The following is a 25,488-nucleotide window of genomic DNA, read 5'->3' on the forward strand; positions in this document are numbered from 1 at the left end:
CAGCCATCGGGCTGCCTTTTACGTTCATGAGGATTCGGAGCACGAACGTGAACATAGTTGTGAGATGCAACCCCGTTTCATTTGCACTTTACAACATTATTATTCATCTTTGCACTGCTTATGGAGAAAGACGGAGGGATTAGACCCTGCGATGTCTTAGCAACCTGTTACTTAACAAGGTGCTACATTCTACCCGGATCAGCAATACTGCCCGGGACAGATAAGTGAAAGTCAACCGTTAACACCCCGACTTTTCGAAATAAGTCTACGTAGTATCAAGTAATTAGTATCAAGTATCAGGATTTTTTCTTGTGCAAGATATGATATGGTATCCATGCGGTACTTGCTACTTGATACTCGCTACTTGATACCGAAAAATGGACATTAGAAAAGAACTACAGAAACGCATCCTGGTAATTGACGGGGCAATGGGCACCATGATACAGCGGTACGAACTAACGGAAGCTGATTTTCGTGGGGAGCGTTTCCGTGATCATCCGTCAGACCTTAAGGGCAACAACGACCTGTTGAACCTTACCCGCCCGGATGTAATTAAAGCTATACACAAAGAGTACCTGGAGGCCGGTGCCGATATCATCGAAACCAATACTTTCAGCACCCAGCGCATTTCCCTGGCAGATTATCACATGGAAGAGCTGGGTTATGAGCTAAGCTACGAGGGTGCCCGCCTTGCCCGCGAAGCTGCTGATGAATACACTGCTCTTACGCCCGATAAACCACGTTTTGTGGCCGGTGCGGTTGGCCCCACCAACCGTACGGCATCGTTATCACCTGATGTAAACGACCCGGGTTACCGTGCCGTTACTTTTGATGACCTGGCCGAGGCCTACTATGAGCAGGTACGCGGTTTGGTTGATGGCGGATCGGATGTACTGCTGGTTGAAACCATTTTCGATACACTGAATGCCAAAGCGGCACTATTTGCGATAGATAGATATAAACAGGAATGTTTGGCTGCCGGTAAAGATTACGCAGCTTTCCGCCCTGCAGGTGGCATCATGATCTCCGGAACGATTACCGATGCATCGGGCCGTACCCTGTCGGGCCAAACGGTTGAGGCTTTCTGGAACTCGGTTAGTCATGCTAATTTATTGTCGGTTGGTTTAAATTGTGCCTTGGGTGCCCGCGAAATGCGCCCGCACTTAGAGGAGTTATCTGAAAAGGCTGGTGTGTTTATTTCAGCCTACCCTAACGCAGGTCTGCCTAACGAGTTTGGTGCCTACGATGAAACCCCGCACGAAACCGCCCACCAGGTTGACGACTTTATAAAAGCTGGTCTGGTAAATATTGTTGGCGGTTGTTGTGGTACTACGCCGGATCACATCAAATGTATTGCTGATAAAGCGGCGAAATATCCGCCCCGTGCTATTCCGGAGATACAGCCTTATCTGCGCCTAAGCGGCTTAGAAGCTGTTACGCTAACGCAGGAGACCAACTTTGTAAACATTGGTGAGCGTACCAACATCACCGGTTCGCCAAAATTCTCTAAACTCATCCTTGCCGAAAATTACGAAGAAGCCCTTTCTGTTGCCTTGCAGCAGGTAGAAGGCGGTGCCCAGGTTATTGATATTAACATGGATGAGGGGATGATCGACTCTGAAGCCGTGATGGTGAAATTCCTGAACCTGGTTGCCAGCGAGCCGGATATTGCCAAACTGCCCATCATGGTCGATTCATCAAAATGGAGCGTGCTGGAAGCCGGCTTAAAGTGTTTGCAGGGCAAGGGAATTGTAAACTCCATCTCCCTCAAAGAAGGCGAAGAAAAATTTAAAGAATATGCCCGCAAGATATTAAGCTATGGTGCTGCCACGGTGGTGATGGCCTTTGATGAGACCGGCCAGGCCGATTCACTGGAACGCCGTAAAGAGATCTGCGAACGCAGCTATCGCATCCTGGTTGATGAGGTTGGCTTTCCACCGCAGGATATTATTTTCGACCCTAACATCCTTACCGTTGCAACCGGTTTGGAAGAACATAACAACTACGCGGTAGACTTTATTGAGGCTACCCGCTGGATAAAACAAAACCTGCCGCATGCAAAGGTAAGCGGTGGGGTGAGTAACATTTCCTTCTCGTTCCGCGGTAATAACGTGGTGCGCGAAGCCATGCACTCGGCCTTCCTTTACCATGCCATAAAAGCCGGCCTGGATATGGGTATTGTTAACGCCGGTATGCTGGAGGTGTACGAGCAGATCCCGAAAGACCTGTTAGAACTGGTTGAGGATGTATTGCTTAACCGTCGCCCCGATGCTACCGAGCGCCTGGTTGAATTTGCCGATACTATCAAGAGCAAAGGCAAGGAAGTGGTGCGTGATGAAGAATGGCGTAAAGGTTCTGTTGAAGAACGCCTGTCGCACTCTCTGGTAAAAGGTATTGTAGAGTACCTGGATGCCGATGTGGAAGAAGCCCGCCAGAAATATCCCCGCCCGCTGGAAGTAATTGAAGGCCCGCTGATGGATGGCATGAACATCGTTGGTGATCTGTTTGGTGCCGGTAAAATGTTTTTGCCCCAGGTGGTAAAATCGGCTCGTGTAATGAAAAAGGCGGTGGCTTACCTGCTGCCGTTTATCGAAGCCGAAAAGCAACGCATTATCGATGCCGGTGGCGATAGCAGCGGCGGCCGTGCAAATGCAGGCAAAGTACTGATGGCTACCGTAAAAGGCGACGTGCACGATATTGGCAAAAACATTGTGGGCGTGGTATTGGCCTGTAATAACTTTGAGATCATCGATCTCGGGGTGATGGTGCCTGCACAAAAAATTATAGAAGAAGCAAAGAAACAGGATGTAGATATCATCGGCCTCAGCGGCTTGATCACCCCATCATTAGATGAGATGGTGCATTTTGCCAAAGAGATGGAGCGCGAAGGTTTTACCATTCCGCTGATATTGGGTGGTGCCACTACATCGCGTATCCATGCAGCTGTTAAGGTTGCGCCGCATTATTCGGGCGCTGCTATCCACGTGCTGGATGCATCGCGCAGTGTAACGGTTTGCAGCAGCCTGATGAACAAGGACACCCGCGATAGCTACATCCAGGGTATAAAAGATGAATATGCTAAAGCCCGCGAAGCCCATGCCAACAAGAAAAGCGACAAGCGTTTTGTAAGCATTGAGGAAGCACGCGCGCAAAAATTTCAGATAGATGTGAACGCTGTGGCACCTGCGCCAGGCTTTTTAGGCACAAAAGTATTTGAGTCCGTCCCGCTTGAGGAATTGGTGCCGTATATCGACTGGACACCGTTCTTCCATACCTGGGAGTTGCGTGGCAGCTATCCAAGGATATTCGAAGATAAGTTTGTAGGCGATGAAGCCAAAAAACTATTCGACGATGCGCAGGCATTACTGAATAAAATAGTAGATGAGAAGTTGCTGCGTGCAGATGGTGTTATCGGTTTCTGGCCGGCCAACAGCGTGGGTGATGATATCGAGATCTATGCCGATGACACCCGCCAGCATTTGTTAGCGAGGATCCATACGCTTCGCCAGCAGAACGAGAAAGTAAAAGGCGAGCCTTATTACGCCCTGTCGGATTTTATCGCCCCAAAAGAAAGTGGCGTGGCCGATTACTGGGGAGGATTTGCAGTGACTGCCGGCCTGGGTTGTGATGAACTGGTTGCGGAATTTGAACGCGACCACGACGATTACAACAGTATTATGGCCAAAGCCCTTGCAGATCGTTTGGCTGAGGCCTTTGCCGAAAAAATGCACGAACTGGTACGTAAAGAATACTGGGGCTATGCCAAAACCGAGGAGTTGAGCAATACCGATCTGATCAAAGAGGAATACCAGGGGATCCGCCCGGCACCGGGTTATCCCGCCTGCCCGGACCATACCGAAAAGACGACCTTATTCGAGATATTGAAAGCAGAAGAAAACGCCCACATGCATCTTACCGAAAGCCTGGCCATGACACCGGCAGCATCAGTAAGCGGTTTCTACTTCGCGCATCCGCAATCAAGATATTTTGGTTTAAATAAGATCAGCAAAGATCAGATTGAAGATTATGCAGTGAGAAAGAACATGAGCGTGGACACTGTAGAACGCTGGTTAGGGCCTAATTTGAATTATTAATATGGTGCGAGAGTTTGGAGCGAGGAGCGGGATAGAGGAAAAAAAGGTGCGGGATGGTGGTGCGAGAAGCGAGAGGTAAAGGGATTACTGGAGATAAATTATAATATGATATTTACTGATTTAGAAGCATGGAAAGAGGCACGGCTATTAGTGAAAATGGTTTATACTTGCCTTCTGCATTTTCCAAAAGATGAAATATATGGTTTGCAATCACAAATAAAGCGATCAGTTATTTCTATCCCTTCAAATATCGCTGAGGGTTGCGGACGCAGTCACCCTAAAGACATTGTACGATTCTTTTTTATAGCGCGTGGTTCTGCCTACGAATTAGAAACTCAATTATATTTATCTTTCGATTTAGAATTCATTGAAGCAGACATTTTGAAAGAGCTTTTGAACAAATTAACAAGAGTAAGAATTCTGTTAGCAGGATTGATTAATCAACAAAAAGCACTGATAGTAAACTAAACCGCTCCTTAACTCTCGATCCCCGCTCTACAAATCATGAAGATAACCGAACATATCCAAAACGCTAACGGCAAAACACTATTCTCATTCGAGTTGATACCGCCTTTAAAAGGCCATAGCATACAAGGTATTTATGATGCTATTGACCCGCTGATGGAGTTTAAGCCGCCATTTATAGATGTAACTTCCTTACGTGAAGATTTTATTTATAAAGAGCAAGAGAACGGTTTGCTGCAAAAGCTGGCTTACCGTAAACGCCCGGGCACTATTGCCATTTGTGCAGCTATCATGAACAAATACAAGGTTGATACCGTTCCGCATTTACTTTGCGGTGGTTTCACCAAGGATGAGACCGAGAACGGTTTGATAGACCTGCATTTCCTCGGCATTGAGAACGTATTGGTGCTCCGTGGCGATGCACGCAAAGGCGATTCGTCATTTGTGCCTACGCCTAATGGTCACTGTTACGCAACCGACCTGCTGCAGCAGGTAGTAAACATGAACAATGGTGTTTACCTGCACGAGCACTACGATAACATGCTGCGCACCGATTTTTGTATTGGCGTGGCAGGGTATCCCGAAAAGCATTTCGAAGCGCCCAACCTGAAAACCGACTTTAAATACCTGAAACAAAAGGTAGATATGGGCGCCGGGTTCATTGTAACGCAGATGTTTTTTGATAACCAGCGTTATTTTGATTTTGTGAACGGTTGCCGCGCGGCGGGTATAAATGTACCCATCATTCCGGGGCTTAAACCGGTCACGGCTTCAAAGCAACTGATATCGCTGGCTAAAACATTCCATATCGATATTCCGGAAGATCTGTCTGACGCCATCCACGATGCAAAATCTGAAAAGGATGTAAAGGAGATCGGTATCGAGTGGATGATAAATCAGTGTAAGGAATTGGTAAAGTTTGGCGCGCCGGTGCTGCACTTCTATACCATGGGTAATCCCGGGCCGACAAAGCGCATTGCCGAAGCAATATTTTAGATCATAACAGAAGGCCGCTTATGCGGCCTTTCTCTTTCTATCCCTATATTACTCACCTCTGCCGTAATTAAATTTTAACGATAACGTTAACTGCGCGTGAGTTAATAATTAAAAAGTTAACCGAGAAAATATTTTAACCTAAAATGTATTTTTTTAAATCCGTGCAAAAAAAAATCTCGTTAGTATCAGGAATTGCACAATTTTTATGAATACTACGCTGAATCAAAAAGTAAAAGCCGTTGCGATGAATATACGCAAAAGGCGGGAAGATTTAAATTACACACAGGAGTACCTGGCTGCAAAGCTTAATATTTCGCAGAACGCTTATAGCAAAATTGAGCTTGGGTACACCAAAATTACGGTAGAACGGTTGTTCCAGATCGCAGATATCCTTGATATCGATCTTACAAATCTCATAAGTACCGATAAAGCTGTAGCTGCTTAATTATAGTCTTAACACAGAAAACTTGTTGTCTATATTTGCATCTTAACAGATGCAGATATGGATCACGAGCAAATCATTGAACTTACCGTAAACTTCGTAAAGGAAACCCTCAAAAACGCCGAAGGAGGCCACGACTGGTGGCACATTGATAGGGTTTGGACAAACGCCAAACACATTGCCCGGCATGAGGACTGCGACCTGCTTACTGTCGAGCTTGCCGCATTGCTACATGATATTGCCGACAGCAAATTTCACAACGGCGATGAAGAGATAGGCCCCGCCACTGCATCAAAATTTCTTAAAAGCATTAACGTCGACCAGGCGGTTGCAGATCACGTGGCTTCTATCATCAAACACATGTCGTTCAAAGCCAGCTTTGATAAGGCCGGTTTTCACTCTCCCGAACTTGCCGTTGTGCAGGATGCCGACCGTTTAGATGCCATTGGCGCCATAGGCATTGCCCGGGCCTTCACCTACGGTGGCCACAAAGGCCGCGAGATCTACAACCCGGAGATTAAGCCGCAACTTAACATGACCAAAGAGCAGTACAAGAATACCACCGCCCCCACCATCAATCATTTTTACGAAAAATTGCTTTTGCTAAAGGACAAAATGAACACCAATACCGGTCGCGAGATGGCTCTGCAGCGCCACGCTTTTATGGAGCATTTTCTTAAGCAGTTTTACGGCGAAGTATCGTAATTTAGCCCAAATTTTTACGATCACAGTCAACATGAAGAAAACCCTGCTGTTAGCAGCAATACCCCTGCTTTTCAATATCGTGTCTAAAGCGCAGGATACCACCAAAACGCAAAACGTTAATCTGCACTTCCAGCAAACGGTTATCACGCAATATAAACCTGCATTTAGCGCAAAATATACAGGCACCAACAGCCTGGTGCCAAACCAGGAAACCCAAACATCGCTAACCACCACGCTTTTTGGCGGCGCACGCTTGTGGAAGGGAATGGAAGGCTATTTCAACACCGAAATGTCGGGTGGTGCCGGCCTTAGCAAAACGCTTGGTATAGCCGGTTTCCCAAATGGCGAAACCTTTAGGGTAGGTGCAGCCGAACCTAAAATTTACATCGCCCGCCTATACTTTACCCAAAACTTTGAGTGGGGTGATGATAAGGAATTCCTACCCGATGATGTTAACCAACTGGCCGGCTGGAAAAGCAAACGCTATTTCAGGGTAACTGTTGGTAAATTTGGCATGGCCGATTTTTTCGATGGTAACGAATTTAGCCACGACCCTCGTTCACAGTTCATGAACTGGAGCTTGATGGATAACGCAGCCTGGGATTACCCTGCCAACACCCGCGGTTACGTATTTGGCGCCGTAGCAGAATTAGGCCAGCCAACCTGGGCCCTGCGCTTCGCCTACACTATGACCACCACTACTGCTAACGGCTCCATCTGGGACGAGCGCCTTGGCCGTGCCAATACCCAAACCCTCGAGTACGAAAAACGCTATACCCTGGGCGGTGCTGATTATAAAAAAGGTACTGTTCGCCTATTAGCTTTCCGCAACAATGGTAAAATGGGTATTTACCGCGATGCTTTGAATAATCCTGTGGGCGGCACGCCAGATGTTGATGCCGTACAGGCTTACGGCCACCACAAATACGGTTTCGGTATCAGCGCAGACCAATACCTTACCAAAGATTTCGGCGTGTTTGCAAAAGCCAGCTATAACGATGGCAAAACCGAAACTTGGGCTTTTACGGAGATAGACAGGTCTATCAGCTTTGGCGCTACCCTACGCGGCAACTCATGGCACCGCGCAGATGACGAACTGGGCCTTGCCTTTGTAGGTAACGGCATATCTAAAGACCACCGTGATTACCTGGCTGCAGGCGGTTACGGTTTCATCATTGGTGACGGAGCATTGAATTACAGTACTGAGATGATCGCCGAGCTTTACTATAAAGTTAACGCTTACAAGCACATGGTTTGGTTATCGCCGGATTACCAGTTTATAGCAAACCCGGCCTACAACCGCGACCGTGGCCCGGTTAACGTATTTTCACTACGTGCGCACGTAGAGTTTTAAACCATTGGCAAACTGCTAAGTCAATACCTGCAGATGAAAAAGATATTCACAATAGTTGTTTTAATGCTGGCTTACGTGGGCGCTTATGCACAAGCCGATCTTACCAGATCAAAGATCAGCTTTGAGATCAAGAACATGGGTATCAAAACCGGCGGCACCATTGACAAGGTACAGGCCAATGTCCAGTTTGATCCGGCGCAATTGGGGAGCAGCAAAATTGAAGCAGTTGCCGAGGCAGCTTCTATCAATACAGACAATACCATGCGCGATAATCACCTCAAGAACGAGGATTATTTTGATGTAGCCAAATATCCTAAAATCAGCATGACATCAACCTCTTTCAAGAAAAAAGGAAGCGGTTTTGTGGGTATCTTTAATCTTACTATTAAAGATAAGACCAAGCCGGTAGAAATGCCATTTACTTATACATCGCTAAGCAGCGGCCACCTGTTCAAAGGCAGCTTTAAAATAAACCGCCGCGATTTTGGCGTAGGCGGCAGCAGCATGACCATGGGCGACGATGTAACAATAAATGTTGAAGCAGAAACTGCTAAATAATAACGATTTTTTAACACTGTAACGCGCAGTTTTGTAGTAACTTTAAGGCTATGAAATTGCGCGTTCTCATTTTGATAAACGCTGCCGCAGTTGCCATCACCTTATCGGCAGTAAATTATTATTTTCAGCACAAATGGTATGATATGATGATAACCTTCCTGGTTACCTTCATTACCAGCTACCTGGTGTTTTATTACCTGATAGAGAAATACATCTACTCAAAAATAAAGATCATTTATAAGCTTATACATAACCTTAAGCTTGGCCGCGACCTCCGCGATGCCCTCGGCGAGCACATTAGCGCCGACCCTATTAACGACGTTGAGAAAGAGGTTAAAGAATGGGCCCGCTTAAAGAAAAGTGAGATCGACGAATTGAAAAAGCAGGAAAAATTCCGCCGTGATTTCCTTTCCAATATCTCGCATGAGTTTAAAACGCCACTGTTTGCTATACAGGGTTACATAGAGGCTTTACAGGATGACGGCTTTGAAGACCCGGAAATGGCGACCCAATTTTTGGAGAAAGCATCAAAGAACGTAGACCGCCTGAGTTATTTGATCAATGACCTGGATGAGATCTCGAAACTGGAAAGCGGTGAGATACCTATCAATTACACCAAATTTAAGATCAACGACCTGATCAAAGAGGTTTTTGAATCGCTGGAGCTAAAGAGCAAACAGCACAATATTAAATTAACGTTTAAACAAAAATACGACGACCCGATATTTGTAAACGCCGACCGCGAGAAAATACGGCAGGTTTTGGTGAACCTTATTGATAACTCGTTTAAGTACGGCAAAGAGGGCGGCAACACGGCAGTGAGCCTTTTTACCCTGCACGACCAGGTATTGATAGAAGTTACTGATGATGGTATAGGCATTGAAGAAAAGTACCTGCCACGCTTATTTGAGCGTTTTTTCCGTACGGATAGCAGCCGCTCAAGGCAAATTGGTGGTTCCGGTTTGGGTTTAGCCATTGTTAAGCATATTATTGAGGCACATCAGCAAACCATCAGCGTACGCAGTACCGAAACGCTGGGCTCTACATTTGGGTTTACACTGGAAATGGCGAAACAAACTTTACCATTCCCCAATATCCCGGTGTTAAAAAGTTAACACTAAATTAACATACTAACCGTACCTTTACTGAAATTTAAAAGTAAAGATGTCACTTAACAGTATTTTCCAGTACTTTGTACCAAAGGACAAAAAAACCTTTTTCCCCTTATTTGAACAGGCAGCAAGCAATGTGGTAGCAATGTCTACCGTTTTGGTTGAGGCGGTTAACTCAAATAACCCTGCTACCCGCGAAGAGCTTTTCAGGCAGATAGATAAACTGGAGAACAAAGGCGATGAGCTAACTCACCAGGTTTATCTTGAATTAGGAAAAAACTTTATTACTCCTTTTGATCGCGAGGACATCCATACCCTGGCTACTGCCATTGATGATATTGCAGATTACATACACGGTGCTGCCAACCGCATGAACCTGTATAAAATTGACGATTACAACGAGCACATCAAAAAACTTTCTGAATTGATACTACAGGCAGCAAACGATCTTGAAAAAGCAGTTCGTGAGCTTAAAGACCTGCGTAATGTGCGTGCCATAGCCGATTCTTGTATCCGCATTAACAGCGTAGAGAACCAGGCCGATTATGTATTTGACCGTGCCGTTGCCGACCTGTTCCTGTATGAAACAGATGCTATCCGTTTAATAAAATACAAGGAGATACTTTCTGCGTTAGAAACCGCTACAGATATGTGCGAGGATGCTGCTAACGTAATGGAATCAATATTAATCAAAAACGCGTAAGCTAATGGTTACTACCCTACTTGTTGCTGTAGTTGTACTTGCGCTTTTATTTGATTACACCAACGGTTTTCACGATGCGGCCAACTCTATTGCAACCATCGTATCAACTAAGGTGCTAACACCTTTCCAGGCGGTGTTACTTGCCGCAGTATTTAACTTTGCAGCGTATTTTTTTATAAAGGACCATAAGGTAGCAAACACGGTTGCCAAAACCGTGCATGAGGAGTTTATAACGCTTCACGTAGTACTTGCGGGCCTTATAGCAGCCATCAGCTGGAACCTGATCACCTGGTGGTTTGGTATACCTTCCAGTTCTTCGCACACGCTAATAGGCGGGTTTGCGGGTGCCGGTATCACCAACGCACTGTTTTTAGGTAAACATGCTTTTGAAGCCATCAACTCACACTACGTATTAACCATTATCGCCTACATTGTATTGGCGCCTTTTATAGGTTTGTTTATAGCGTATGTGATCACCATTATCATATTGCACATTTGTAAAAGGGCAAAACCTGCTGCTGCCGAGCGTTGGTTTAAACGCTTGCAATTGATATCAGCAGCCGCCTTAAGCTTTGCACATGGTACCAATGACGCGCAAAAGGTAATGGGTATTTTATACGTAAGCCTTATTGCTGCCAAAGTGATAGGTAGCGGTGCAGAAATGCCGGACTGGATCCCATTGGCTTGTTACTCTGCTATATCGTTAGGTACGATGTCTGGCGGTTGGAAGATCGTAAAGACCATGGGTTCTAAGATAACCAAAATAACGCCGCTTGAAGGCGTTGCTGCGGAGTCGGCCGGTGCAGTTACCCTGTTTATTACCGAGCACTTTGCTATACCGGTATCAACAACACACACCATTACCGGTTCAATTATTGGTGTTGGGTTAACTAAGCGTGTATCAGCCGTACGTTGGGGCGTTACCATCAACCTGGTTTGGGCATGGATAATTACCATCCCGGTATCAGCGCTTATTGCCGGTTTAGTTTTTTGCCTGGTAAGGCACATTTAAACGCACACACTCAAATTAAACATAGCTGATTGCTGCCCCTTGTTGGCAGCAATTTTGCTTTTATACCATCGCTATGAAAAAAATCCTTCTACTTATCCCTTTCCTTTTTGCAGGCCTTAGCAGTTGCGATACCCTTAACCAGGTTGCACAAACTACTATACAGCAATATGGCAATCCTTCCCAGTTAGAAATGAGCAACGGCCTTAAGCAGGCCCTTGAAATAGGTACTGCCCAAAGCGCTGATCAGCTATCTGCCGTTGATGGTTTCTTTAAAAATGCGGCGGTGAAGATCCTTTTTCCGCCAGAGGCGCAAAAAGTTGAAAGTACCTTACGCAGCATAGGTTTAGGCAAACTGGCCGATAACGTTATCCTGTCGCTTAACCGTGCCGCAGAAGATGCCGCATCGCAGGCTAAGCCCATCTTCGTAAACGCCATTAAACAGATGACCATACAGGATGTAACCAACATCTTGTTAGGCCAGCAGGATGCCGCCACGCAATACTTCAGGCGCACTACAACCGCGCAATTGGCAGCTAATTTCAGGCCGGTTATCCAAACCAGTTTAAATAAAGTAGGCGCTACCAAATACTATGGTGATGCAGCTGCTGCCTACAACAGGATACCGCTGGTTACCAAGATAAACCCAAACATTACTGATTATGTTACCCAAAAGGCTATTGATGGCCTGTTTGTAGTTATTGCGCGGGAAGAGTTAAATATCCGCCAAAACATCTCTGCACGCACCACGCCGTTGCTGCAAAAAGTGTTTGGGTATTATGATAGGAATAAACGATAGGCGATTTGTTACGGTGAGCCTGTCGAACCGCTCTTGAACGGTAGGTCTTCGACAAGCTCAGACTGACAATTAAACGTTACTGTGAGGATCCGATGCATATCGAGAGACGGGAGAATCTCGTCGAATGTTTATAAACGAGAAGATATTGTCACGCTACGCTCGCAATGACGGGAGTATAAACAAGAAAGCCTCTGTAATACAGAGGCTTTCTTGTTGTGTATTTTAGCAACTACTTCACCAAAGTACCGATCGGGTTACCTTCGGCTATTTTCATGAAGTTGCCTTCTTTATTCATGTCAAATACGATGATAGGCAACTTGTTTTCCTGGCAAAGGGTAATGGCGGTCATGTCCATCACGTTTAAGCCTTTATCATAAACTTCCTGGAAGCTTATCTCATCAAAACGTGTAGCTGTCGGGTCTTTCTCCGGGTCGGCGGTGTATATGCCATCAACGCGGGTTCCCTTCAGTACCACATCGGCTTTGATCTCGATAGCGCGAAGCGAAGCTGCTGTATCTGTAGTGAAATAAGGGTTACCGGTACCGGCACCAAATATTACTATCTTACCACACTCCAGGTGGTGCATTGCACGGCGGCGGATATAGGGTTCGCAGATCTGCTCCATTTTTATGGCCGATTGCAGGCGCGTTTCCACACCAATGCTTTCTAAAGCATTTTGCAACGCCATACAATTGATAACTGTAGCAAGCATACCCATGTAATCGGCTTGCGCACGCTCCATACCGGATTTTTCAGCGCTTAGTCCGCGGAAGATGTTGCCACCGCCAACTACAATTGCTATCTCAATTCCCTGATCTTTTACGGCTTTAATGTCCTGCGCGTATTGCAGAACCTGCTTGTTATCAATACCATACTGGCGCTCACCCATAAGTGATTCGCCGCTAAGCTTTAGAAGGACTCTATTGTATCTCATTTAAATGGAAGATTTGCCAAAAATAGATAATTAATGGTATTGTTAAAATTTTATGTGTTAATGGTTAAGTATTTACCTTGAAGGATAGTTGCAAGTGCTTTAAAATCAGCATCAAAAACTACCAGATCGGCATCAAAACCCGCGCGGATGATTCCTTTAGTTTCTTTTTTAGCTAACTGCGCCGGATAAAGCGAAGCCATATTTACTGCCTCTGCCAAACCGATTCCCACTTTCTCCACGCAGTTCTGTACGGCCTTCAGCATGGTAAGGCTGGAGCCTGATAAAGTGCCATCGGGCATTACGTATTTATCTCCCTCCAGGCGGTGCTGGTAAGCACCTTCCGTAGCGGCAGTAACAGCATCGGTTATCAGGAATAGCTTATCGCCCAGTTCGCGCTTTGCCAGTCGTATCATAGGCCAGTCTACATGGTTACCGTCAGCAACTATGCTGGTATACGGGCGTTCCTCAAAAATAGCGGGGATATAGCCCGGTTCGCGATGGTGCATCTGCGGCATTGCATTGAACAAATGCGTTACCGCCGGGATAGGTTTGTTTAAGAAACCTTTTCCTTGCTCATAAGTAGCATTACTATGGCCGGAAGATACTATAATGCCTTGGCCGTGCAGGTAGTCTATCACTTCCTCGTCCTGCAACTCCGGCGCTATCGTTATCATGGTGATCACGCCCTCCGCCCGCTCTATCCAGCCCTTAACCTCTGCCAAAGTTGCTTTCTTAATATATTTTTCAGGATGCGCGCCCCGCTTTGCAGCGTTTAGATACGGCCCCTCGAGGTGTACGCCCCAAAAGTTGCCGCGTGCTTTGCTGCGGTATGCCTTTGCGGCATCTATACCCGCCTCTACAATGTCATTAGTATTTGTACCGATGGTAGCAAAGAAACCTGTGGTACCCTGGTTAAGCAGGTCATCTTCCATTCGTAACAGCGCCGCTTCTTCCGGCTTACCCGCAAAAAGTTTACCGCCGCTGCCGTAGATCTGCAGATCAATAAACCCGGGTGCAAGGTAAGCGCCATTAAGGTCTTGCTTAGAAGCCTCAGCAGGGATGGCCTGCTCATCAATAATAGCCTTTATCTTGTTGCCTTCGATAAGGACAGCCTTGCCTGCGGTAATGGTACCGTTGGTGATGAGTTGAAGATTGTGAAGTGCTGTGATCATGGGTAGATAGCCCCCTCTAAATCGCCCCCGTTAGGGGAGACTTTTGTTTTTAATTGTGAATGTCCCTTTTACAACAAAGCCCTCCCTACCGGGGAAGGTTGGGTGGGGCAAACAAAAAAAATCCCCCTCGGTAAGCCGAGGGGGATAATATGATTAAGCTCCTAAAGCAACTCGCTTAAATGCGGTAACAGTAAGGCCTTTTTCAACAGTATCAAGGAACTGGCTAACATTCTTAGAAGAATCTTTAACAAACTCCTGATTTAATAAAGTTGAGTCTTTGTAGAATTTGTTCAGTTTACCTGCAGCAATTTTCTCAACCATTTCTTCCGGTTTACCTTCTGCACGGATCTGATCTTTAGCAATAGCTAACTCACGCTCAATAGTAGTTGAGTCAACGCCGTCTTTATCAACAGCAACCGGGCTCATTGCAGCAATTTGCATTGCAACATCTTTACCGGCTTCATCAACACCATTAGCGTTTTTGTTTAATGCTACCAATACAGCTAAACGGAAGTTACCGTGGATGTAAGCAACAACTTTTTCGCCTTCTAAAACTTCGTATTTAGATACACCGATCTTCTCGCCGATCTTGCCTGTTTTGTCAACAGTGGCATCACCAATTTTAACACGGGCGTTCTCAACATCAATTTCTAAAGCGTTAAGCTCTTCAAGTGATTTTGGGTTACCTTGTACAGCAGCGTTAGCTATCTCGTTGCCAAAAGCAACAAATTCAGCGTTCTTAGCTACGAAATCGGTTTCGCAGTTAAGCTCGATGATAACACCACGTTTGCCATCTTCTGAAGTACGCGCAATAACAACACCTTCGTTTGACTCACGGTCCTGGCGGCTTGCAGCAACTTTAGCGCCTTTTTTTCTTAAGTAATCAATTGCAGCTTCAAAATCACCGTTGGTTTCAGTTAAAGCTTTTTTGCAATCCATCATACCTGCACCGGTTTGCTGGCGCAGTTTATTTACGTCTGATGCAGAAATTTGTACTGTAGACATTTTATTTTATGTTAAATGTTATAAAGTTGAAAGGTTACAAGGTTGAAACATTAAAACATTCCAACCTTGCAACCTTACAACATTAAATAAATATTACTCTTCTGTAGATTCAGCAGTTGGAGTACCAGCCTCAGCTTCTTCGGCTACTCTTTTTGCGCCACGGCCACCTGAAGTTGTTTCAGGAGCGTCAGCTTTCGCTTTAGCAGCAGCTGCTTCTTTTTCAGTTTCGTCTTCTTTTTCGCGTTTGCGCTCATCCAAACCTTCTTCGATAGCCTTGATGATGATACCGGTGATCAATGAAATTGATTTTGTAGCGTCATCGTTAGCCGGGATAGGGAAGTCGATGTTAGATGGGTCAGAGTTAGTATCAACCATCGCAAAAGTTGGGATGTTAAGCTTTAAAGCTTCAGATACTGCAATGTGCTCTTTCTTAACGTCAATAAGGAATAATGCTGCAGGTAAACGGTTCAAATCAGCGATACCACCTAAAAGGGTCTCTAATTTAATACGCTCACGTTGTATCATTAAACGCTCTTTCTTAGAAAGGATAGCGTAAGTACCGTCTTTGGTCAATTTATCGATGTTTGACATCTTTTTGATCGACTTGCGTACGGTTGCAAAGTTAGTTAACATACCACCTAACCAACGCTCGGTTACGAACGGCATGTTTACGCTCTTAGCTTGTTCGGCAACAATATCCTTAGCTTGTTTTTTAGTAGCTACGAATAATACTTTGCGGCCTGATTTTACTATTTGTTTGATAGCAGCAGCGGCTTCTTCAACCTTTGCTAATGTTTTATTTAAATCGATAATGTGGATACCGTTACGCTCCATGAAAATGTACTGAGACATTTTCGGATCCCATTTGCGGGTAAGGTGACCAAAGTGTACACCTGCATCCAGTAAATCCTGATATGTTGTTCTTGCCATTGTTTGTTTCCTCCTTTGAAATTAACGTTTACTGAATTGGAATTTTCTACGAGCTTTTCTACGACCTGGTTTCTTACGCTCAACCATACGGTCATCACGTGTCATTAAACCTTTAGCGCGCAGAGCTGGTTTTTTCTCAGCATCCAGTTCAACAATGGCTTTAGCGATAGCTAAACGAACGGCTTCTGCCTGTCCTTTTACACCACCACCTGCTACGTTTACAACAACATCAAATTTACCAGTTGAGCCAGAAACTTCTGTAGACTGGGTAACGATGTATTGTAAAGGCAATGTAGGGAAGTACTCTTTGTAATCTTTACCGTTAACGGTAATGGCACCGTTGCCCTCGCTTAAGTAGATGCGGGCAACAGCTGTTTTTCTTCTGCCTGAAGTGTTAGTTGTTGGCATTGTGTTTTTTCTCCTTTGAAAATAAAAAGTTAAACGGTTTTAGGATTTTGAGCTGCGTGTGGATGCTCTGCACCAGCGTAAACATGCAGGTTGCCATAGATAGCACGGCCCAAACGGTTTTTAGGTAACATACCACGAACTGCTTTTTCAATTACACGTTCCGGATGTTTTGCCATTAACTCCTTAGGAGAAATGAAACGCTGACCACCTGGGTAACCAGTGTAAGAAACGTATTGCTTGGTAGCAAATTTGTCTCCGGTCAGTTTTACCTTGTCTGCATTAATAACGATAACGTTATCACCGCAGTCTACGTTCGGGGTGAACCCTGGCTTATGTTTACCTCTGATCATCATAGCGATCTTAGTACACAAGCGCCCCAAAATCTCATTGTTTGCATCAACAACAACCCATTCTTTATTAACGGTTTTCTTGTTGGCTGAGACAGTTTTGTAACTTAACGTATTCACTTGCTTTAAATTAAATAATTAAACGTTTTTGTAAACCCCGCATTTTCGGGACTGCAAAGATACGCTTAATTGTTTAATTTACAAGCGGGTTGTAATTTATTTTGGAGGGACGGTATAACCTTACTCAACCAACTACATTTGCTTGATGAGCTTATTAATTTCAGTCATATTGGGATAAACAACACCAACAATTATATCTTCCCGAACCGGACTGTAATTTTTATTCCCCACACTGAACCAGACAAGCCCTTCTCCTTCCTGTGTTAAATAAACAAGTCTTTCCTTTGCCGAAGACTCAATTACATAAGTGCGAAACTTAAAATCTCCCCTAACGGGTATATTGGGTTTAACAATTTGCGGATCTTTTTTAATCGTATCGATGTACACCTCTTTATTTGCTAAAAGCGTATCTACATACGATATACTTTCTATTTGATAGAGATATTGTTTGGCTTTGCTATTATACCATCTACTAATCACGTGGTTATTAATTTTGCGCTTGGAAAACTTATAACCATTTAAATCAAGAGAAGCGTATCGATCAAAAGCCCTAAGTTTTATTATGGCATCCTTCTCCAAATACACGCCATGATCTTTTAGTCTTCTCCTGTCATTTTTCAAGTCATTCTTCAGAGCAAGTTTATCAACGCCGAAGAATATTATCATGAACCATATCAGTGATATTCTTGCCATACTCTACCGCTTCTCCACCTTATCATAAAACCCGCCGAACGAATTCATCTTCACGGCATCCTCGTTAAAGAAATCGCCGGGGAAGCCTAATTCAATTTTGCTGGCTTCGTCGAGTTTGGCAATGTGCTGCTCCGTGAGAGTTACATCTACGGTTTTCAGGTTATCTTTAAGCTGGTCAACTTTGGTGGCACCTACAATTGGGATGCATTGAAAACCTTTACTCATGGTCCATTGCAGCGCAACGTGGCTTTCTGATACGCCTAACTCCTGTGCTATTTCCATTACTACACGAGTGATCTGCTCCGCTTTTTCATTGAGGCGTTTGCTGTCGGGTTTAATGCGTCCTTTTTCGCCTTTAAGGTATTTACCGGTCAGCGCTCCGCCGGCAAGTGGTGCCCATGGTGTAACCGTCATACCGAAGTGTTTGGCCATTGGTATCAGTTCGCGCTCGGCAGTACGTGCAAGCAAACTATATTCCACCTGTAAAGCAATAAACTGGCTCCAGCCCATCAGCTCGGCGAGGGTGTTCCCTTTTGCCACTACCCATGCAGGAGTATCGCTTATGGCGGCGTAATTTATCTTTCCCTGGCGTATCAGGTCGTCCATACCACGCAGCACCTCGTCAATAGGTGTAATATCATCCCAAATGTGCAGGTAAAGCACATCTATAAAATCGGTTTTTAAACGCTTAAGGCTTTCCTCAACGCTGCGCATCATGTTTTTGCGGTTATTGCCGCTGGCGTTAACATTGGTTTGGTTATCCTTCAAAGTATATTTTGTAGCCACTACAAAATGGTCACGGTCATGGTTGCTCAGGTAATCGCCTATGATCTTTTCGCTGGTGCCCAGTTTGTAAATATTGGCCGTATCCAGGAAATTGCCACCTGCTTCGGCATAGGCATCCATTATTTTAAAACTGGTATCAGCATCCGCGCCCCAGCCTGCCTCGGTGCCAAAGCCCATGGTGCCTAAACAAAGTTCGGATACTTTAAGGCCAGAGCGGCCCAGCAATTTGTATTTCATAGCATTAGTATTTATAAGTTAACGGCATCGCAAAGCTGCTGTTTTAAAACTTTAAATAAAAGGTGCATTAAACAATCCCGCCTGGCCGCTTGTAACTAATAAAACGCATGAACAAATGAAGACCATCACCCTGCATAAACCCATAGAAACAGAAAAGCTGTATAACCATATCAAAGACCAGCTTAACCCGCTGTTTCGTAAACAACGCCAAAGCGATCTGGAGTTTCTGGTTGAAAACACGCCTGAAGGCATCAAGATTCTCCAGCCGGAATTTTACGACGGCCCTTTATACACCATTGCCGTGCAGGACGATGAGCTATGGATTACCCGCAACGAAAATTATGTTGACGATGTAAACTCTGTAACCATTGAATCTATCCTCAATTTGCTTTTTGATGACCTTTCAGGAAAATTAGGGACAGACCTGGTGGAAGAAGGGTAATATCGGGTAGCTCCTACGGAGCAAATAAATCCCGCTGATTGATTTGCTTCAAAGCGGCAGCTCCTACGGAGCAAAAACAAAACTGTAAACTAATACAGGACGATTGTTAGCAAGGTAAGTTTTAATATGTCCCATCGGGGCTACCGCTTCATAGGATCTCTAATAAAAGCAAATAAATACCGCTGATTGATTTGCTACAAAGCGACAGCTCCTACGGAGCAAAAACAAACTGTAAACTAATACAGGACGATCGTTAAGCAAGGTAAGTTTTAATATGTCCCATCGGGGCTACCGCTTCGTAGAACCGCTAAATAAAATTCGTGTGCCTTTTTTATAGGCTACCATGAAAGAAGAAGCGAGATCCATGACACAATAAAGCCCTCTTTGCTAACAAAGAGGGCTTTATAATATCTGTGGTGACTTCGGACTAAAGACTCAAGACTTATTATCCGTCTATCCAGCTGAACTTATACTCCAGCATTGGGTTTTTCATACGTTCGGCAACGCGTAATAACCTGTCCGGCAGGGCCATAATATAATCGCGGGCTTTTTCACCGTCTTCTTTAAGGTCGGTAACGCTGGCAATGTGCCAATCGGTTATCAGCTCTTTAAGTATATCAACATAATCAATAGCCGTATAAACGCCCAAACGTTGTGCTGCATCGGTAAAGTGGCCAAAGGTTTGGCCTATTTTTAAACCTACTTCTCTAAGGAAGTGAGCCGGCATTACAATCTTCTTGCGCATCATATCCTCAAAAGCCAGCATGGCTTCGTTGGCATCAACCTCAAAAGTACGCTCGATAAAATATTTATAGGCTTTGGCATGGCGTGCTTCGTCACTGGCAATTACACCACACATTTTTGATAACAAGGTATCGCCTGCCTTTTTAGCATGAGATGCCACCCTGCGGTGAGATACGTTGGTTGCCAATTCCTGGAAAGATGTGTAGATGAAGTTACGATATGGATCATGCCCGGTGCCAATATCAAAACCATCAGCAATTAAGTACTGGGTTGATACCTCCATGGCGCGCATGTTAACGCGGCCGCTCAAATAAAGGTATTTGTTCAGCAGGTCGCCGTGGCGGTTTTCCTCGGCAGTCCAGTGGCGGGTCCATTTCATCCAACCACCTTCTTCGTCATCGCTAACCCCTTCAACCATGGTTAACCACGATTCGTAAGTAGGCAAAGCTTCTTCGGTGATGGTATCACCAATTAACACAGCAACCAGATCATATGACAGGCCTTGCGCACTTTCCTGCAATTCTTTTATTTCGCTAAAAAAAGTCTCACGCGATGCATCAGGCAAAAAGTCTGATGGCTGCCAAATGGTATCGATGGGCTTTAAGTACTCGTTCATCTTTTCAAGCATGAACTTTTCTATATGCTTCATCACCTCGCGTCGTTTTTCTTCGAAAAATTTCATAAATACTTATTGGTGTGCAAAGGTACGTAATTTACCCTATTTATTTAGAACCATTATAACCTATCGCTTGTTTCATACAATCGGGTAAATTTTCTAACGATGGCTCACCGCTAAATATACTGAAGTTGCTGTTATAATCCCATAAAAGCCCCGGTATACCCATCGCCTTAAGGTTTTGCCGTACCGCTTTTATGTACCGGCAACGGCTGTCCAGGTCGGCATATTTGTTATAAACACCATACTCTCCGCAAATTATAGGCACATAATATTTATCGGCCCAGTTTTTTGCTATTTGCAGTTTATCATGTATGGCCTGTTCATTACCATCCTTTAAGTATTGGTTATAGTTTGTTTCGCCCCAGGTACCGGCAACCGTGGGGTTCATGGGCGGGTAAGTTGATGCATTGTATGGGAAAGGTATGCCGGTGGTAGCCATTTGCGCCCCAACCCAATCTGCCCCCTGATGCGTAAACAGGAAAGGCTCGTAAAAATGAAAGGTGTAAATAATATTCTCGTCGGCCAGGCGCTCCATCCGGCTCAATTCATATATACTGTTAAAGTTTGATGCCCCAATAATAAGCGTACGCCGCTTATCTACCTTGCGTATAGCGGTTACTATGTTATAAGCAGCATCATGCCACACTTTGGGGTCCATGTGGGGCGGCTCATTATAAAGTTCAAAGAAAACCTTATCAGGATCTTCGCGTATAAAATGTGTCGCTATTTTTAACCAAAGGTCAATTATTTTTGGTGTTTCGGTTGAATAGTTATTATCTGTAAGTTTACCGTAGTGAAAATCTATGATGAGGTTAAAGCCGTATTTCTTGCATTGTTCCAAAACTTCATCAATGTGTGCAAATACTTTCTCATTTGGTACGCCTGCATCTTTAAAGTATTCAAAAGCCACAGGCAGCCTTATGGTTTTGATGTTTAATTTTCTTAAAAGTTCAAAACCGGAGGTTTTAAGTGGGTTTTCATCCCAAACCTTGGCGTTCCAGGTTTGTTCAAACCATGATATACTTATGCCATTGTTAAGGCTGCCGGCACGCCTAAACGCTATCTGCCGCGTGCTTTGGGGCATTGGTTTGTTTTTTGCAATAACTGGGGTCGTACTTATCACAGTTAAAAATAAAGTGCCGGCCAATACTACGTTTGGGATGGTATTTTTACATGATTTGATTTTCACACTTTCTTAATAGTTATTAGGATAGATATACAAATAAGCTTGCAAATGTTTGTACAAATTACGAAAGAAGAGTATAAAAAAGAGATACAAAAAAAAGCCTGGTATCAAACCAACAACATCATCTGGACGATCATCTTCCTATACCCGATCTTCAGCGTTGTTGATTACATATTTGCACCAAATATCTGGCTTCAGTTTTTTATAGTCCGTATCATTTCCATATTGATCATTTATGGATTGTATACCTGGTTCCAGTTAAGAAAGTACAATTACCGCACACTGCTGCATATTTGCTTTTTTATACTTTCGGCCACATGCGCGGTTCTTTGTAATGTGGTAAGCATCCAACAATCAACTACTTATTATTTGATATACGCAGTAGTTATACTGTTTTTTAACCTGCAGGTTTTTTGGGAACCTATCAACTCTATAGCTCAGGGATTAATAGCCCTTTTACTGCTTGCTGTTTTTTACAACATTTTTAGTGAGTACACGCTTGAGCTTGTTATCAACAACGGCGGCTCCATGTTCTTTATTATCGCCTTTTTATCGTGCCTTATTCCCAACGCACGCTACAAGGTAATTGTTCGCGAGGTTCGCTCTCAACTGCTTATCGAAAAATCAAACGAGCAGCTTAAAGATCAGAACCAGAACATCAACGAAAAAAACAACATCATCGATCGCCAATACGAACAACTCCGCAAGCTCGACGATCAGAAAAACAACTTCATCAACATTGCCGGCCACGATCTTAAGAACCTTATCGGACAGGTTATTATGAGCAATAACCTGCTTAAAGACGAGGATTACCGCTTAAGCAACGATCAGAAAGAATATATCCACTTTATATCAGAGGCCTCTGAAAAGATGCAGTATATGCTTAACAAACTAATGGATGTTAAGGAGATAGAGTCGCCTGATATGAAGTTTAACATGGAGATATTTGATATTAACCACGAGGTTACCCATGTGTTTAAAGGTTTGCAGGAAACTGCTAACATGAAGAACATTCACCTGGTTGATAATATTTTGAAACTGCCCTTAAATGTTAAGCTTGATAAGGTTTTTGTGGGCCAGGTATTCCAAAATCTTTTATCAAACGCCATTAAGTTTTCGCAAACCAATAACAGCATCCGCGTGGTTACCAGCCTGCAACGCCAAAAATTTGTTTTTGAGATAATTGACGAAGGCGTACCTATTGGCCAGGATGAACTGGACATGATGTTCAATAAATTAAAAACCCTTAACGATGCATCCGGCGGGCCGGGCGAAAGCAGGCTGGGTTTAGGCTTATCAATAGCTAAACTGATGACGCAGGAGCTTGGCGGCGAACTCACTTACCGCAGCAACGATAACGGAAACTATTTTAGAGTAGAATTTTACGTAATAAACTAATACACGCTTATAATCTGTAACTAACGCTATAATCTGATGAAAAGAATTTTCACCCTTTTAGCCTTCATCCTTACTACCACTTTTGCTTTTGGGCAAGCTCAAAAAATGATCTCGTTCAAAGCCATGGGGCATGATGATGATACTCCCATCTTTGGTATGAGTGGTGCGGTGTCATTTTACTTTAAGATCACCCCTCAATATGAAATGACCGGCAGCAAGCTTACCCTTTTTATTGAAGCTTCGCAGGCCCTAATACGCGAAAAATCTTACATCAACTTATTTATTGGCACTAAGCCGGTTTACAGCGGCCGTTTAACTAAGGATTCTATCCAGCGCATTCAGCTTAATCTGAGCCGTGCGGATGTGCCTGCCGATAACTACTTAAAGATACAGGTTAAAACTGCGTTGACCATTACAGATGACCAGTGCCGCGACCTTGATAACCCTGCAATGTGGGTTAAGGTGAAGAACTACTCTTACCTGTCGCTTACCAAAAGCACCAAGAATTTCTTTAACAATGTAAACATCAGCAACTGTTTTGATACCAAAACTGCGGTTGTTTACAATACCAACCCTACCCTGCATGATCTTAAGGCGGTGGCATGGGCTTATGCTCGTTTAAAGAAAACCCAGCAAAGAAATATCGGTGTTTACCAGGTAGACCAGCTGCCTGATAGCGTGAGGAACTACATTATGGTTGGTGCGGTTAATACTTTACCGGCAGCAAAACGCAGCCTGATAAAAGTTACCCCGCAAAGCAGCCAGGGTTTACTATACCTTAACAAATCGGTTTCAACCATTACGGATACCATCACCAATATGGTGAACATCAACGGTAAGTTTGTGCCAACCCGTTCTGTTGTACAGGAAACCGTACCATCGGAAGTGTTGTTTGTAACCGGTGGCGATGATGCAGGTTACGAGAAAACCATTACCGCCCTGGGTAACATGAACGTGCTTAACTCAACCTTTGGCGATTATTTGCTGATAAACAAAGCACAAAATACCTTCTTTAAAACCATCGACGAAAACCGCTCTAAACTAACGTTAAAGCAAATTGGCGGTACCAGCGATTTCCTTTCAGGTATCGGTTCGTTAAAAAGCTCATTCAATTTCAAAAACTCCGATTTCAGCTTTACGCCAAAAGAAGTTGAAATACGCGTAGTAGCTAACTACAGCAGCTTAAACCCCGGCGACCGCGGTTTCTTCAACATCTATTTAAATGGTCTGTTGATAAGCAGCGAAAAACTTGATGCATCAGGTAAGTTAAATACAGCTGTTACCATTAACAGGTACCAGCACCACAAATACAACACGCTGGAGTGCGAGTTCCGTTTTTACCCTAACAGCGGTAACTGTAAAAACAGCTTCACCAACTTCTTCGCTGAGATCGACGTTGACAAATCATACTTGGAATCAAAAAACCCGTTCATCACCAGCGACTTAAGCTTCTACCAGTATCCGGAAGCATTTAACCGTGGTACAACCCGCATCGTGGTATCAAAACCATATGCACGTTACGCTGCAGGTGCCATGGGCGAGATCATCTATGAGTTGAACAACAACATCAACGCTAATAACTTCCCTGAGTTTTCTTACTCTGACGAGTTAGCTTCAAACGATCTTAAAAAGAACAACATCATCGCCCTTTTATCAAAGGATGACGAGATGTTTAAGAACGGTGAATTCCCTGATGCGCCTATTAAATTTGATAAGAACTTCAGGTTATACAATACAGATAACAACTCGGTGGTGTACTCACTGTCTGATACCACATCAAACGGTTTGGCCCAGATCTTTTACGGCCGCAGCAATAATGCTACGCTGGTGTTAACCGCAACCGGTAAGCATTTGGCAGAGGCATTCCTGGCGGCATCAAAATCTATTACCGAGCAGCTATCAACCCTATCAAGCAACGTTTGTATCTCTGATGTTAACAACAACAAATACCTGTTCAACATCAACAAATCAAGCGATAACCTGGAATACATTGATACCAAGAGCGCTTTAACCCGTTTCTGGGACAATTACAACCTGTATATCCTGTTGGGTATCCTGGTACTGATCCTGCTATCGTTCCTGTACATACGTTCGAGGGTGCAAAAATCACAGGAGTTATTTAACGACTAATTTCTCTCACATGCGGGGATATGAACAGCAGCAACAAATG

At 44.2% G+C, this 25,488-nt stretch carries 24 protein-coding genes and 1 riboswitch; of the genes, 14 read left to right on the forward strand and 10 right to left on the reverse strand.

What is annotated here, in order from left to right; translation table 11 throughout:
- Positions 1-115: 115 nt before the first annotated feature.
- Positions 116-227: riboswitch (SAM riboswitch) on the forward strand.
- 150 nt (positions 228-377) lie between these two features.
- The 11 genes from metH to FPZ42_RS18450 all read left to right on the forward strand — a co-directional run bounded on the left by metH (position 378) and on the right by FPZ42_RS18450 (position 12,237).
- On the forward strand, positions 378-4,094 hold the full coding sequence (metH, locus tag FPZ42_RS18400) for a methionine synthase (RefSeq protein WP_146273333.1): 3,717 nt from the start codon (positions 378-380) through the stop codon (positions 4,092-4,094).
- A 105-nt stretch (positions 4,095-4,199) separates the two neighbouring features.
- Positions 4,200-4,562 (forward strand): four helix bundle protein, encoded by a 363-nt coding sequence (locus FPZ42_RS18405; protein ID WP_146273334.1) that lies wholly within the window; start codon positions 4,200-4,202, stop codon positions 4,560-4,562.
- A gap of 36 nt (positions 4,563-4,598) precedes the next feature.
- Positions 4,599-5,555 (forward strand): methylenetetrahydrofolate reductase [NAD(P)H], encoded by a 957-nt coding sequence (gene metF, locus FPZ42_RS18410; RefSeq protein ID WP_146273335.1) that lies wholly within the window; start codon positions 4,599-4,601, stop codon positions 5,553-5,555.
- Positions 5,556-5,760: 205 nt separating this feature from the next.
- Positions 5,761-6,000 (forward strand): helix-turn-helix domain-containing protein, encoded by a 240-nt coding sequence (locus FPZ42_RS18415; RefSeq protein ID WP_146273336.1) that lies wholly within the window; start codon positions 5,761-5,763, stop codon positions 5,998-6,000.
- 57 nt (positions 6,001-6,057) lie between these two features.
- Complete coding sequence (locus FPZ42_RS18420; protein ID WP_146273337.1) at positions 6,058-6,702, forward strand: HD domain-containing protein; 645 nt, start codon at positions 6,058-6,060, stop codon at positions 6,700-6,702.
- Positions 6,703-6,733: 31 nt separating this feature from the next.
- A complete protein-coding gene (locus FPZ42_RS18425; RefSeq protein ID WP_146273338.1) occupies positions 6,734-8,056 on the forward strand; it encodes a carbohydrate porin in 1,323 nt (440 codons plus the stop codon).
- A gap of 33 nt (positions 8,057-8,089) precedes the next feature.
- Positions 8,090-8,614 carry a YceI family protein gene (locus FPZ42_RS18430; RefSeq protein WP_146273339.1) on the forward strand — a complete coding sequence of 175 codons (525 nt, stop codon included), beginning with the start codon at positions 8,090-8,092 and terminating at the stop codon, positions 8,612-8,614.
- Positions 8,615-8,664: 50 nt separating this feature from the next.
- Positions 8,665-9,729 (forward strand): sensor histidine kinase, encoded by a 1,065-nt coding sequence (locus tag FPZ42_RS18435; protein ID WP_146273340.1) that lies wholly within the window; start codon positions 8,665-8,667, stop codon positions 9,727-9,729.
- Positions 9,730-9,778: 49 nt separating this feature from the next.
- Positions 9,779-10,429: a DUF47 domain-containing protein gene (locus FPZ42_RS18440; RefSeq protein WP_146273341.1), complete on the forward strand. Its 651-nt coding sequence runs from the start codon at positions 9,779-9,781 to the stop codon at positions 10,427-10,429.
- A gap of 4 nt (positions 10,430-10,433) precedes the next feature.
- Positions 10,434-11,441, forward strand: a complete 1,008-nt coding sequence (locus FPZ42_RS18445) for an inorganic phosphate transporter (protein ID WP_146273342.1) — start codon at positions 10,434-10,436, stop codon at positions 11,439-11,441.
- Between the two features lie 73 nt (positions 11,442-11,514).
- Positions 11,515-12,237: a DUF4197 domain-containing protein gene (locus tag FPZ42_RS18450; RefSeq protein WP_146273343.1), complete on the forward strand. Its 723-nt coding sequence runs from the start codon at positions 11,515-11,517 to the stop codon at positions 12,235-12,237.
- Between the two features lie 229 nt (positions 12,238-12,466).
- Here the strand turns inward: FPZ42_RS18450 and pyrH are convergent, their stop codons facing one another.
- The 8 genes from pyrH to FPZ42_RS18490 form a co-directional block, all read right to left on the reverse strand.
- Entirely contained in the window at positions 12,467-13,171 is a 705-nt protein-coding gene (gene pyrH / locus FPZ42_RS18455; protein ID WP_146273344.1) for a UMP kinase, read from the reverse strand.
- Positions 13,172-13,221: 50 nt separating this feature from the next.
- A complete protein-coding gene (gene nagA / locus FPZ42_RS18460) occupies positions 13,222-14,343 on the reverse strand; it encodes an N-acetylglucosamine-6-phosphate deacetylase (protein ID WP_146273345.1) in 1,122 nt (373 codons plus the stop codon).
- A 153-nt stretch (positions 14,344-14,496) separates the two neighbouring features.
- Positions 14,497-15,348, reverse strand: coding sequence for a translation elongation factor Ts (tsf, locus tag FPZ42_RS18465; RefSeq protein WP_146273346.1), 852 nt, complete (start codon positions 15,346-15,348; stop codon positions 14,497-14,499).
- A gap of 93 nt (positions 15,349-15,441) precedes the next feature.
- The gene (gene rpsB, locus FPZ42_RS18470) at positions 15,442-16,278 is read right to left on the reverse strand and encodes a 30S ribosomal protein S2 (RefSeq protein WP_146273347.1); all 837 of its coding nucleotides are present in this window, start codon (positions 16,276-16,278) and stop codon (positions 15,442-15,444) included.
- Between the two features lie 21 nt (positions 16,279-16,299).
- Positions 16,300-16,686 carry a 30S ribosomal protein S9 gene (rpsI, locus tag FPZ42_RS18475; protein ID WP_146273348.1) on the reverse strand — a complete coding sequence of 129 codons (387 nt, stop codon included), beginning with the start codon at positions 16,684-16,686 and terminating at the stop codon, positions 16,300-16,302.
- Positions 16,687-16,715: 29 nt separating this feature from the next.
- Entirely contained in the window at positions 16,716-17,153 is a 438-nt protein-coding gene (rplM, locus tag FPZ42_RS18480) for a 50S ribosomal protein L13 (RefSeq protein ID WP_146273349.1), read from the reverse strand.
- A gap of 132 nt (positions 17,154-17,285) precedes the next feature.
- A complete protein-coding gene (locus FPZ42_RS18485) occupies positions 17,286-17,846 on the reverse strand; it encodes a hypothetical protein (RefSeq protein ID WP_146273350.1) in 561 nt (186 codons plus the stop codon).
- Between the two features lie 3 nt (positions 17,847-17,849).
- Entirely contained in the window at positions 17,850-18,869 is a 1,020-nt protein-coding gene (locus FPZ42_RS18490; protein WP_146273351.1) for an aldo/keto reductase, read from the reverse strand.
- A 115-nt stretch (positions 18,870-18,984) separates the two neighbouring features.
- On the opposite strand from FPZ42_RS18490, the gene FPZ42_RS18495 reads away from it, so the two are divergent.
- Positions 18,985-19,311, forward strand: a complete 327-nt coding sequence (locus FPZ42_RS18495; protein ID WP_146273352.1) for a hypothetical protein — start codon at positions 18,985-18,987, stop codon at positions 19,309-19,311.
- A 445-nt stretch (positions 19,312-19,756) separates the two neighbouring features.
- Here the strand turns inward: FPZ42_RS18495 and FPZ42_RS18500 are convergent, their stop codons facing one another.
- Together FPZ42_RS18500 and FPZ42_RS18505 are read right to left on the reverse strand one after the other, a co-directional pair.
- Positions 19,757-20,737: an acyl-ACP desaturase gene (locus FPZ42_RS18500; RefSeq protein WP_146273353.1), complete on the reverse strand. Its 981-nt coding sequence runs from the start codon at positions 20,735-20,737 to the stop codon at positions 19,757-19,759.
- A gap of 40 nt (positions 20,738-20,777) precedes the next feature.
- Positions 20,778-21,923: a glycoside hydrolase family 5 protein gene (locus tag FPZ42_RS18505; RefSeq protein WP_146273354.1), complete on the reverse strand. Its 1,146-nt coding sequence runs from the start codon at positions 21,921-21,923 to the stop codon at positions 20,778-20,780.
- Between the two features lie 45 nt (positions 21,924-21,968).
- Between FPZ42_RS18505 and FPZ42_RS18510 the strand changes: the two genes are divergently transcribed.
- Both FPZ42_RS18510 and FPZ42_RS18515 read left to right on the forward strand, forming a co-directional pair.
- On the forward strand, positions 21,969-23,318 hold the full coding sequence (locus FPZ42_RS18510; protein WP_146273355.1) for a sensor histidine kinase: 1,350 nt from the start codon (positions 21,969-21,971) through the stop codon (positions 23,316-23,318).
- Positions 23,319-23,354: 36 nt separating this feature from the next.
- Positions 23,355-25,448, forward strand: a complete 2,094-nt coding sequence (locus FPZ42_RS18515) for a cellulose biosynthesis cyclic di-GMP-binding regulatory protein BcsB (RefSeq protein WP_146273356.1) — start codon at positions 23,355-23,357, stop codon at positions 25,446-25,448.
- Positions 25,449-25,488 lie beyond the last annotated feature (40 nt).

This window comes from Mucilaginibacter achroorhodeus (assembly GCF_007846095.1).
In the GTDB taxonomy this organism is placed as follows: Bacteria; Bacteroidota; Bacteroidia; order Sphingobacteriales; family Sphingobacteriaceae; genus Mucilaginibacter; species Mucilaginibacter achroorhodeus.